General features: G+C 58.8%; 8 protein-coding genes. 4 read left to right on the plus strand and 4 right to left on the minus strand.

What is annotated here, in order from left to right; genetic code table 11:
* The first annotated feature begins 116 nt into the window (after positions 1–116).
* The 3 genes from NAT21_RS09720 to NAT21_RS09730 are packed head-to-tail and all read left to right on the plus strand — an operon-like array spanning position 117 to position 7,527.
* Positions 117–1,337, plus strand: coding sequence for an efflux RND transporter periplasmic adaptor subunit (locus NAT21_RS09720; protein WP_250937822.1), 1,221 nt, complete (start codon positions 117–119; stop codon positions 1,335–1,337).
* Positions 1,334–4,453, plus strand: a complete 3,120-nt coding sequence (locus NAT21_RS09725) for a multidrug efflux RND transporter permease subunit (protein ID WP_250937824.1) — start codon at positions 1,334–1,336, stop codon at positions 4,451–4,453. Before NAT21_RS09720 ends, NAT21_RS09725 begins: the two co-directional genes overlap by 4 nt.
* Positions 4,450–7,527: an efflux RND transporter permease subunit gene (locus tag NAT21_RS09730; protein WP_250937827.1), complete on the plus strand. Its 3,078-nt coding sequence runs from the start codon at positions 4,450–4,452 to the stop codon at positions 7,525–7,527. Before NAT21_RS09725 ends, NAT21_RS09730 begins: the two co-directional genes overlap by 4 nt.
* Positions 7,528–7,569: 42 nt before the next feature.
* Here the strand turns inward: NAT21_RS09730 and NAT21_RS09735 are convergent, their stop codons facing one another.
* Positions 7,570–8,148 (minus strand): GNAT family N-acetyltransferase, encoded by a 579-nt coding sequence (locus tag NAT21_RS09735; RefSeq protein WP_250937829.1) that lies wholly within the window; start codon positions 8,146–8,148, stop codon positions 7,570–7,572.
* Between the two features lie 182 nt (positions 8,149–8,330).
* Between NAT21_RS09735 and NAT21_RS09740 the strand changes: the two genes are divergently transcribed.
* Entirely contained in the window at positions 8,331–9,074 is a 744-nt protein-coding gene (locus NAT21_RS09740) for a glycerophosphodiester phosphodiesterase family protein (protein ID WP_250937831.1), read from the plus strand.
* Positions 9,075–9,125: 51 nt separating this feature from the next.
* Here NAT21_RS09740 and trpC read toward each other — a convergent pair whose 3' ends face one another.
* The 3 genes from trpC to NAT21_RS09755 are packed head-to-tail and all read right to left on the minus strand — an operon-like array spanning position 9,126 to position 11,615.
* The gene (gene trpC, locus NAT21_RS09745) at positions 9,126–9,923 is read right to left on the minus strand and encodes an indole-3-glycerol phosphate synthase TrpC (protein ID WP_250937834.1); all 798 of its coding nucleotides are present in this window, start codon (positions 9,921–9,923) and stop codon (positions 9,126–9,128) included.
* Positions 9,916–10,947 (minus strand): anthranilate phosphoribosyltransferase, encoded by a 1,032-nt coding sequence (gene trpD, locus NAT21_RS09750; RefSeq protein ID WP_250937836.1) that lies wholly within the window; start codon positions 10,945–10,947, stop codon positions 9,916–9,918. The genes trpC and trpD overlap by 8 nt, the downstream gene beginning before the upstream one ends.
* A 53-nt stretch (positions 10,948–11,000) precedes the next feature.
* Entirely contained in the window at positions 11,001–11,615 is a 615-nt protein-coding gene (locus NAT21_RS09755; protein WP_250937837.1) for an anthranilate synthase component II, read from the minus strand.
* Positions 11,616–11,841: the final 226 nt, after the last annotated feature.

Below are 11,841 nucleotides of genomic sequence, written 5' to 3' on the forward strand. Positions count from 1 at the left end.
CTGCCCGCTTTTCTTTATGCTGTAGACACTTCCTTTTCAAATATCAGGTCAATTCAGCACGGTAAGCCTGCCTGCCGACCTGCCCCAGTAGATTTGATTTCAACCGGATGTCACTGATGACCTCACCCAAGGCCCCAGCCCGCCCACTCGTGCGGCGTCCCCTGTTCTGGGTTGTATTGATTGCGGCCCTGCTCTTGATCGCACTGACCGTATCAAGATTCAACCACACCCCTGATGACAAGACAGGCCAGCCAGCGGCCCCGACCACGGCTGTTTCAACACAACAGGCGATCGAGGCCGATTTCCCGGTAGAAGTCACCGCACTGGGTACCGTCAAGTCTCTGAAAGGCATCGAGGTCCGCCCCCGCGTCGAAGGTGAATTACTGTCGGTAGATGTCAGAGAAGGCCAGCAGGTAAAAAAAGGCGATGTCATTGCCCGGATAGATCCCCGCAGCTACCAGGCACAGCTTGATCAGGCCCGAGGGCAACTGGCCCAGGACCAGGCACAGCTGTCCACGGCCCGGGATGATCTGGCACGCTATCAAAAGCTGATCAAAACCAATTCCATCTCGCGACAGGATCTTGAAACCCAGCAGCAGCTGGTCAGGCAATATACCGGCACGGTCGCTTCGGACAAGGCCAGCGTTGAGGATGCAAAAGTACAACTCGATTACACGACACTGACCGCGCCGATCGATGGCCGCATCGGTATCCGCAACGTGGACCCCGGCAATATTGTCCAGCTCGGGGACGAAGACCCGCTGATGACCCTGACAGACCTTTCCGCCATGAGCGTGGTCTTTTCCCTGCCATCTCGCTACCGCAATGATATTCTGCCACGCTTCGATGCTGGCCAGCCCCTGAAGGTCACGGTGCTCGATGATGCTGATGCTCCCCTGGCAACAGGTAGCGTTACCGGTGTGGACAGCATGATCAATACCGCTACCGGCACGCTCAGGCTGCGTGCTCGTGTCGACAATGATGAAGCCTCGCTCTACCCCAATCAGTTCGTCAATGTCCAGCTGGTGCTGCATACCCTGAAAGGGGCTGTCGTTCTGCCGCGCTCTGCCATTCAGACCAGTGACGACAAAAACTTTGTCTACCACGTCGAGGGCGACAAAGTCTCACGCCGCCCTGTCACTCTGGCCGCTGACAGTGATACGCGGGTAGCCGTGGCAGAGGGGGTATCGGCAGGAGATGACATCGTTGTGGACGGCGTTGATCGGCTGAGCGATGGTGCCAGAGTCAAGGTGGTGAGCCACGCCCTGCCAGGTGACCCGGCTTCCGAGGCCAAGGGCAGTCCCACCGACCCAGCAGATGCCGAGCCGGACGCATGAACCCGTCTCGTCTGTTCATACAACGCCCCATTGCCACCACGCTGGTGATGGTCGCCATACTGATCACCGGCATCCTTGCCTACCGGTTACTGAGCATTGCCTCCCTCCCGCAGGTGGATTATCCGACGATCCAGGTCAAGACCCTGTATCCCGGCGCAGGGCCGGACATCATGCTGTCCCACGTTACTGCTCCACTGGAAGACGAGCTGGGCGAGATTTCCGGACTGGATACCATGAGTTCCACCAGCACGGGGGGCGCCTCGCTGATTACCCTGCGCTTCGGCCTGGATATCGATATCGGCACCGCAGAACAGGACGTTCAGGCTGCCATCAATCAGGCCAACAGCCTGCTGCCGAAGGATTTGCCCCAGCCACCGAGCTATAGCAAGGTCAATCCGGCCGATACGCCGGTACTGACGCTGGCCATTACCTCGAGCACGCTGCCGCTGACCAGGGTCCACGACCTGGTGGATACCCGTGTAGCTCAGAAAATTTCCCAGATTACCGGCGTAGGCGAAGTATCGGTCATCGGTGGTCACAAACCGGCCGTACGCGTACGCGTTGATACCCGTAAGCTGGCCGCCCGCGGGCTGGATATGGAAGACGTTCGTACAGCCATCAGCAATGCCAACGTCAACCTTGCCAAGGGCAGCCTGTATGGCCGCTACCGTACCCTGACCCTGGATGCCAACGATCAACTGACCTCGGCTGATCAGTATCGTCGCCTGATTCTGACGCACGACAACGGCGCCGTACTGCGTCTGGCCGATGTGGCCGAGGTCACCGATGGCAGTGAGAATGCCTACCTTTCGGCCACGGCAGACGGGACGCCGGCCATCATTCTCAATGTCCGACGACAGCCGGGCGCCAACGTTATTCAGGTGGTGGATAACATCAAGCGGCTACTGCCATCCCTGGAACGCACCCTGCCCGGCAATCTGTCAGTCAACGTCATGAATGATCGCACCACGACCATTCGCTCTTCCATTGACGATGTACAGTTCGAACTGGTGCTGGCAATCGCGCTGGTCGTCATGGTGACCTTTCTGTTTCTGCGCGATATTCCTGCCACCATCATCCCGAGCCTGGCCGTGCCCCTTTCACTGGTAGGCACCTTCGGCGTGATGTACCTGCTCGGCTTCAGCCTGAACAACCTGTCATTGATGGCCCTGACCATCGCAACCGGGTTCGTGATCGATGATGCCATCGTGGTGCTGGAAAACATCATGCGGCATATCGAAAATGGCGACCGCCCCTACAAGGCTGCCCTCAAGGGATCGCGGGAAATCGGCTTTACCATCGTATCGCTGACAGTCTCGCTGCTGGCGGTATTGATCCCACTGCTGTTCATGGGTGATGTCGTGGGCCGACTGTTTCGGGAATTTGCCATGACACTGGCCATCTCGATCGTCATCTCCGCATTTGTGTCGCTGACGCTGACCCCGATGCTGTGCTCGAAGATGCTGAAGGCACGCCCTGAAAAGGCAGGAAACGATGCCCGTCGCCGGACCCTGTTCGAGCGACTAGGCAGTAGCTACGCTCGAGCCCTTTCCAGAGTGATGCACCATCAGCGCCTGACCCTGCTTGTGGCACTGGGCACGTTTGGCGTGACCGCAGTCCTGTATCTCTCCATCGCCAAGGGGTTGTTCCCAACCCAGGATACCGGCCTGATCCAGGGGATCTCCGTGGCAAGCCAGGACACTTCCTACCAGGCCATGACGGCCCGCCAACAGGCACTGGTCAAGGCGCTGATCAAGGATCCGGCCGTGGAGAGCATTACCTCCTTCATCGGTATTGATGGCACCAACACCACCCTCAATACCGGGCGCCTGCAGTTGAGGCTGTCCCCGATCGGTGGTCGTGACGACAGCCGCGAAGTCATTACCCGATTGCAACATCGCGTAGCCGATCTGCCGGGGATAACCCTGTACCTGCAACCGGTGCAGGATCTGACACTCGAAGACAGCGTCAGCCGCAATCAGTATCAGTTCACGCTCACCAATACCGACCGGAAAAGACTGGATCAGGAAGTCCCGCGCCTGATTGATCAGCTGGCGCGCTCACCGGTGCTGTCCAGCGTATCGACCGACCTCCAAAACAACGGGCGCAAGCTCATGGTGACCATCGATCGAGACCGGGCCAGCCGGCTGGGCGTATCCGTGGCCGATATCGACAATGCCCTGTATAACGCCTTTGGTCAGCGCCTGATTTCCACCATCTTCACCCAGTCAAACCAGTACCGTGTCGTCCTGAGTGTTGACCAACAGCATCAACAGGGACCATCCGCACTGTCGAGGCTTTATGTGGTGGATGACAATGACAACCGCATTCCGCTATCAACATTGACAAATATCAGCGAAACCACCACGGCGCTGTCCATTCAGCGACGAGATCAGTTCCCGTCGGCACTGATCTCGTTTGATGTTGCCGAAGGCTACTCTCTTTCCCAGGCCTTTGATGCCATTGATGATGCCAGACAGGCCAGCCGGCTTGATGCCGGTACCGAGCTTGCCTATCGCGGAGCGGCACTGTCGTTCTCGTCATCAACAAGCAATACGCTCTGGCTGGTACTTGGTGCCATCGTCACGATGTACATCGTGCTGGGGGTACTTTATGAAAGCTTCATTCACCCACTGACGATTCTATCGACCCTGCCGTCGGCGGCCATTGGGGCCCTGCTGGCACTGATGGCAAGTGGCAATAACCTGGGGATGGTCGGCATCATCGGCATCATCCTGCTGATCGGTATCGTCAAGAAAAACGCCATCATGATGATCGACTTCGCCCTTGATGCCGAACGCCATCAGGGCCTGGCGCCTGAGGATGCCATCTATCAGGCTGCCTGCCTGCGCTTCAGGCCCATCATGATGACGACCTTTGCGGCCCTGCTCGGCGCCCTGCCACTGATGTTCGCCAGCGGATATGGTGCCGAGCTCCGCCAGCCCCTCGGGCTGGCCATGGTCGGAGGCCTGATGGTCAGCCAGCTGCTTACCCTGTTTACCACGCCGGTGATCTATTTGTTCTTTGACCGACTGGCCGGTCGATGGCGCCGCACGTCGAACACCGGCGGCCCGGAGACCGAGCCTGCAGATCCCGACCATGGAGCGCACCCGTGAGCCTGTCATCGCCCTTCATTCGGCGACCGATTGCCACGGTACTGCTGTCGCTGGCCATTATCATGGCCGGTACGCTGTCCTACTTTCGGCTGCCGGTGGCCCCGCTGCCGGATGTGTCGTTTCCGGTCATCATGGTCAGCGCCAACCTGGCCGGCGCCAGCCCTGAAACGATGGCATCGACGGTTGCCACTCCCATTGAGCGGTCGCTGGGCAGCATTGCAGGTATCAGTCAGATGACGTCGTCCAGTTCGACTGGCTCAACGCGCGTCATCATTCAATTCGACATGGACAAGGACATCAACGATGCAGCGCGGGAAGTGCAGGCAGCTCTGAATTCGGCCCAGGCCCTGCTGCCCAGCGCCATGAAAAGCCGCCCGACCTACCGCAAGTTCAATCCGGCGGATTCGCCGATCATGATCCTGAGTCTGACCTCGAGCACCCTGAGCCAGGGAGCGCTGTACTCCATGGCAGATGAGCAGGTCTCACCCAGGGTAGCGCAGGCCAAGGGCGTCGGTAACGTGTCAGTGGCCGGCAGCTCATCCCCGGCCATACGCATCAACCTGAACCCGGTCAGGCTGGACCATGCCGGCATTGCGCTCGATCAGGTCAGCGCAGCCATCAGCAATACCAACAGCAACGCCCCCAAGGGCTTTGTTCACAGCGGGCTGTATCGCTGGGAAGTGGACAGCAACAGCCAGTTGTTTGATGTCGATAGCTACCGTCAGCTGATATTGAGCGATGATGGCAAGGGCAACATCATACGACTGGGTGATGTGGCACGGATCGGCCGGGGCGTTGAAGATATCTACCGGGTCGGTTTTCTGAACGAGACGCCAGCAGTGCTGATGGTCGTGACGGCCGCCAGCGGGGCCAACGTCATCGAGACCATCGACGGTATCAAGGCCCGAATGACAGATATCGCCCGTAGCCTGCCTGCCAGCGCGCAGCTGACTACGGTCATGGATCGCTCTCCAGGCATACGGGGGTCACTGCACGAAACCCAGCTTACCCTGCTGCTGGCCGTAGCTCTGGTGGTAATGGTGGTCTTCGTCTTTCTGCGCAGCGGACGGGCGACGCTGATTCCCAGTGCCACCATTCCAGTGTCAGTGCTGGGAACGTTCGGCATGATGTATCTGCTGGGCTACTCCCTCGACAGCCTGTCACTGATGGCCCTGATCGTAGCCATCGGGTTTCTGGTCGATGACGCCATCGTGGTCACCGAAAACATCGCACGTCATATCGAGCGCGGCCTGCCCCCCATGCGCGCCGCCCTTGAAGGTGCACGAGAAGTCGGCTTTACAGTGATGTCGATGAGCCTGTCACTGGTGGCTGTCTTTATACCCCTGCTGCTGCTCGGCGGGATAGCGGGTCGGCTTTTCCATGAATTTGCCATGACCCTGTCCATTACCGTACTGGTATCACTGGTCGTATCATTGACCCTGACACCCATGCTGTGCGCCCGCTGGCTGAAGCCGCATCATGCCTCCGAACCCGGCCGAATGACTCGATGGGTCAATCACCTGGGCGAGATGTTCAACCGCGGCTACGCCCGCAGCCTGGATATGGCCCTGCGTCACCGGCGGCTGACCCTTTTGTCGCTGGTCGCGGTCATTGTTCTGAATGGCTACCTTTATGCCGCCATCGACAAGGGCTTTATCCCTGACCAGGATACCGGCCGACTGATGGGTACGGCCAAGGCCGACCAGGGCATCTCGTTCAATGCCATGACAGCCAAGCTCGACACCCTGCGGGCGCGGCTGCTGGCCAATCAGAACGTGCACCAGGTGCTCGGATTTGTTGGCGGCAGTGGCCCGGGCGGCGGCGGCAGCAATTCAGCAACGCTCTTCATCACCCTGAAAAACGAGCGCACCCAGGACACCCGGACCATTGCCAATGAGCTGACAGCCAGCACCAGCGACATGGCAGGCATGAGCGTCTACATGCGCGCTCTGCAGGATCTTCAGTTTGGTGGCCGGGAAAGCAATGGGCAGTATGAGGTCACACTGAAAAGCGACAACCTGTCCCTGCTCAATGAATGGGCACCCAGGGTGCAGGAAAAACTGAGAAGCGTGGATGCCATTACCAGCGTCAGCTCCGACAGCCAGAGTCAGGGGCTGTCACTGACACTTCAGGTAGATCGAGACAAGGCGTCTCGGCTGAGAGTCGACATGACCACGATCGATACCCTTTTGCAGGGGGCCTTCAGCCAGAAGCAGGTCGCCAGTGTCTATCAGGGAGCCCACCAGTACTACGTCATCATGGCACTGGATGCCCGCTATCGGCGCTCGGCAGATATTCTGTCGCGCCTCCATGTGTTCAACAGGGACGGCGACCGGATTCCCCTGTCGGCCTTCAGCCATGTCGAGCGCACCAACACGCCGGTCAGCGTCAGCCATCAGAACCAGTTTGCTGCTACCACGGTATCCTTCAACCTGGCCGATGGGGCCACTCTGGACGCTGCCACGACGCGTATCAACGAGGCGCTGGATCAGCTCGGCCTGCCTACCGCCATTCAGGCTGGCTTTGAAGGCGGGGCGGCCAGATACCAGGAAGGTGCCTCTGCCATGCCGCTGATCATTCTGGGCGCACTGGTGACGGTCTACCTGGTGCTGGGCATTCTATATGAAAGTTATATTCATCCATTGACCATACTGTCCACCCTGCCCTCCGCCGGTATCGGTGCACTGCTGCTGCTCATGCTATTGGGTAAGCCCTTTACCCTGATTGCCGCCATCGGCATCATCCTGCTGATCGGTGTGGTCAAGAAAAATGCCATCATGCTGGTGGATTTTGCGCTCGACGCAGAACGCAATCGCAAACTGCCACCGATTGAAGCGATCCGTGAAGCCGCACTGGTGCGTTTTCGCCCCATCATGATGACGACACTGGCCGCCATTCTGGGCGCGCTGCCATTGATGTTCGGCACCGATGAAAATGCAGACATTCGCGCACCGCTGGGTATTTCAATCGTCGGGGGGCTGATTGTCAGTCAACTGCTGACCCTCTATACCACGCCGGTGGTATATCTGTATCTGGACAAGTTGCGGCGAGGCAGAAAAGCTACTGACGAGTAAGGGCGGGATACCACCCCCTGCAGGATCAGGGGGTGGGGCATGTCAGCCGGCGCTGAGGGATGGCGCTTCGGCAAGGGCCGTAGTGAAGCGGTTTTTCCATTCTTCAAACAGCTCCGACTTGTGCTTGAAGCTTCGAAGAATGACGTCTTCATCAAAGCTGACGGTTTCCGGTGCCTCATGAAGGGAGGTCACCCGCGCCAGCTGGTTGAACCCGACCCGGCTGCCGGTATCCGCGTAAAACCACTTGTTGAACCCCAGAGCATGGAAAAACTGCTCCAGACGTGGATCGCGGGTTTCCACCCGAAGACTGGTGGTGGCCGTCAGCCGTTCCACCAGCTCACGCCCATATCCCTGTCCGCGCACGTGTTCAGGGGTTACCATCAGCTTCAGCTCCAACCCTTCGCCTTCGATATCCAGCACCAGAAGCGCAGTGCTCAAGACCTTCTGACGGGCATCAAGCAGGGCCACCACTCGGGCCGCATCGTTATCTATCAGGGCAGCCAGGGCCCCGGTAAATACAACCAGCGGCTTGAGGCCGGCCTGCTTGCCATATACTTCGGCGCACATCAGCGCCACGCAGCTGTCACGCTGCGCCTTGTCCTTGATTTCGGCCACTCTCATGCGGAGACTCTTTATTACTGAACACGCCCGTATTTGATGCATACGATTTCACCGCGGAGCCTAGCACAGCCAGCGTCGATCGCGCAGTAAAACAGCATGCACCGCTGGCAGGTACCTGCAACACGCTATACTTTTTACCCGGTGAGCTTCACCGCTATTTTCTACCGCAGGACAGATTCAACATGGCACTTCCACAATTTATCGGCCATCGGGGATACAGCGCCCGAGCACCTGAAAACACTCTGTCTGCACTGCATGCAGCCGCGGATGCAGGCATTGCCTGGGTCGAACTCGATGTACAGTGCCTGGGCGATGGCACGCCGGTCATCTGGCATGACACCCACGTCCGACGGTGCAGTGATGGCAAGGGCCGGCTCAAGGAGCTGACCCTGGCCGAGGCCAGACAACTTGATGTAGGACGCTGGTTCGATCCGCGCTTTGAAGGCGAGCGCATGGCCACGCTCAAGGAAGCGCTGGATGTCATTGCCGAGCGCGGACTGGGACTCAATCTGGAGTTCAAACTGGATCATCGGGACGAGCCGTCCCCACTGATTGATGCGGTGCTTCCGATTCTGAACGGCGGGTTACCGCGAGAGCGCCTGCTGATGTCGAGCTTTTCAAACGACGTGCTTGATGAGATACGCCAGCGGGATAAAAAAGCCCCCCTGGGGATTCTGTTTAGCGAGGAAATACCCAGAGACTGGCTCTGGGACGCGGAACGGCTGGAACCAGAGAGCATCCACGTCGACTGGCGCTACATGAACGAAGCGAGGGCGCGGGAAATCATCGAAGGCGGCATGGCACTGGTCTGCTACACCGTGAACGACCCCGACAGGTTCAATGACTGGTGGGACATTGGTGTCACCAGCGTCATCAGTGATGACCCATTGCGTTTTGATCGCTTCACCCGGGCACTCGAGAACTGATGGGGCGGTGGCCGTTCCATGACGGCCACCGACATCTCCCGGGGCAGGATATCAGAAGAAGAGTCGACGCAGCGCAGCGCCCGCATCAGGATCACGCATGAAGCTTTCACCAACCAGAAAGCCATTGACGTCATGCGCCTGCATACGGTGCACATCGTCGCGGGTGGCAATGCCTGATTCCGTGATGACGGTCACACCATCGGGAATCATCGGCAATAGACTGAACGTGGTATCAAGCGATGTTTCAAACGTATGCAGGTCGCGATTGTTGATTCCCACGAGAGTCAGATCCAGCGCCAGTGCACGATTGAGTTCGAGGGCATCATGCACTTCCACCAGCACATCCATATCCAGGTTGCGGGCCTGATCGTGAAGGGCCTTGAGCGCGTCATCATCCAGAGCAGCCGCAATCAGCAGAATACAATCCGCGCCCAGTGCCCGGGCCTCGAGCACCTGATAGGGATCAATCACAAAGTCCTTGCGAAGCACCGGCAGTGCACAGGCATCGCGGGCTGCCATCAGGTATTCATCACAGCCCTGAAAAAAGTCGACATCGGTCAATACCGACAGGCAGCTGGCACCGGCCTCTTCATATTCCCGTGCAATATCAGCCGGCCTGAAATCCTCGCGAATAACCCCTCTGGACGGAGAAGCCTTCTTGACTTCGGCAATCACCGCCGGGTCACCGGCCAGCATGGTACGCTCAAGTGCCTTGATGAATCCGCGGGGCATCGGAGCCTGCTTGACCCGGGCCTTGAGGGCGTTCAGTGGTGCAATGGCCTGACGCTCGATGACTTCTTCGCGCTTGCGCGCGATGATACGGGCCAGAATGGTGGGCAACTCACTCATCTGCCACTCCTGCAAAAACAGACGTGAAATGGGACAACTCGCGCAAACGCTCTGCTGCCAGGCCGGTATACAGGGCATCCTGGGCCATGGCCACGCCCTCCTTGATCGAGGAGGCAATACCTGACACGTAAATGGCAGCCCCTGCATTATAGGCCACCATATCCGCAGCAGGACCATCACCTTTCAACGCCGTCTTCACCATCGCCAGACTTTCTTCGGCATTGGACACCTTGAGCGTCTCCAGTGAGCTGCGCGACAGCCCGACGTCTTCCGGTGTCAGGGTATAGGTCGTGATCTCCCCGTCCTTCAGCTCCGCGACATGGGTTACTCCGGCAATCGACAGCTCATCCAGACCATCCTCGGCATGAACGACCAGGGCATGAGTACTGCCGATGCGACGAAGCACCTCTGCAAAGGGCTCGATCAGCGAGGCATCATAAACACCGATCACCTGTTGCCGTGCACCGCTTGGATTGGTCAATGGCCCGAGAATATTGAACATCGTCCGGACCCCGAGCGACTGGCGCACCGGCACCGCGTGACGCATGGCCGTATGGTGATTCGGCGCAAACATGAACCCGACACCAACGTCTTCGATACAGCGACCGATCTGCGCCGGAGTCAGATCCAGCGTGACGCCGGCCCGCACCAGCAGATCAGCGCTGCCGGAGCTGCTGGAAACGCTGCGCCCGCCATGCTTGGCCACATGGGCGCCTGCTGCTGCGGCTGCAAAGCACGAGGCTGTAGACACATTGAACAACCCTGCACCGTCTCCGCCGGTCCCTACGATATCGACCACATTGTCAGCCTGAACCCGGACGGGCGTCATCAGCTCACGCATGACCTCAACAGCCGCCGTGATTTCGTCGACGGTCTCCCCCTTCATGGCAAGACCGATCAAGAACCCGCCCATTTGAACCGGGTCGGCCTGGCCACTCATCATTTGATGCATGACCTCACGCATTTCCTTTAGCGCAAGGTGCTCGCCCCGTGTGACACGAGTGATGGCTTCTTTCAGTTCCACGACAATCCTTCCTGTAGTTGTTTCAACCTGAGTGAGGCGTGTGCGCCGGCGGCTCAGGCGACTGCCCGCGTGGTGATCGGACATTCGCCTCGTTCGAGAAAGTTCGCCAGTAGCTGATGGCCCTGACGCGTCAGGATGGATTCCGGGTGAAACTGGACTCCTTCGATATCAAGGGTCCGATGGCGCAGCCCCATGACGAGCCCGGGCGTGACATCATCATCACCGGTAAGGGCCGTGATCTCCAGGCAGTCCGGCAGGCTGTCACGATCGACTACCAGCGAATGATACCGGGTCACCTCCAGCGGGTTTTCAAGCCCCTGGAAGACCCCCACGCCTTCATGATGCACCAGCGAGGTCTTGCCATGCATGACCTGCGGTGCACGCACGACCTGACCGCCATAAACCTGACCAATGGCCTGATGGCCCAGGCAAACACCCAGTATGGGCAACCGGCCGGCATATTCGCGTATCAATGCCATGGAAATGCCCGCCTCGTTCGGCGTGCACGGGCCCGGCGACACGATCAGGTGCGTAAATGATTTTCCGGCAATGTCTTCAAGCGTGACGGCATCGTTGCGGAGGGTTTCGACTTCGGCACCCAGCTCCCCCAGATACTGCACGATGTTGTAGGTAAAGCTGTCGTAATTATCGATCATCAGTACAGACATGATGTACTACTCCTTGCGTATCAAACCATCCGCCGACCGCGCCAGGGGAAGACACAAAAATGCCGCCCTAGCGGCGGCATCGTCGATCACACAAACACACGCTGGCCGCCTGTCTTCTAGCGAGGCCACCAAGCGCCGAGGCGCGAAACGAGTGTAGTTGTCGTGATCATCATACAATGCATAGTGTGTTGCCCGCAGAACCATGTCAAGGCCCGCATCATGCGGC

The organism is Larsenimonas rhizosphaerae (assembly GCF_023700005.1).
Taxonomy (GTDB): Bacteria; Pseudomonadota; Gammaproteobacteria; order Pseudomonadales; family Halomonadaceae; genus Larsenimonas; species Larsenimonas rhizosphaerae.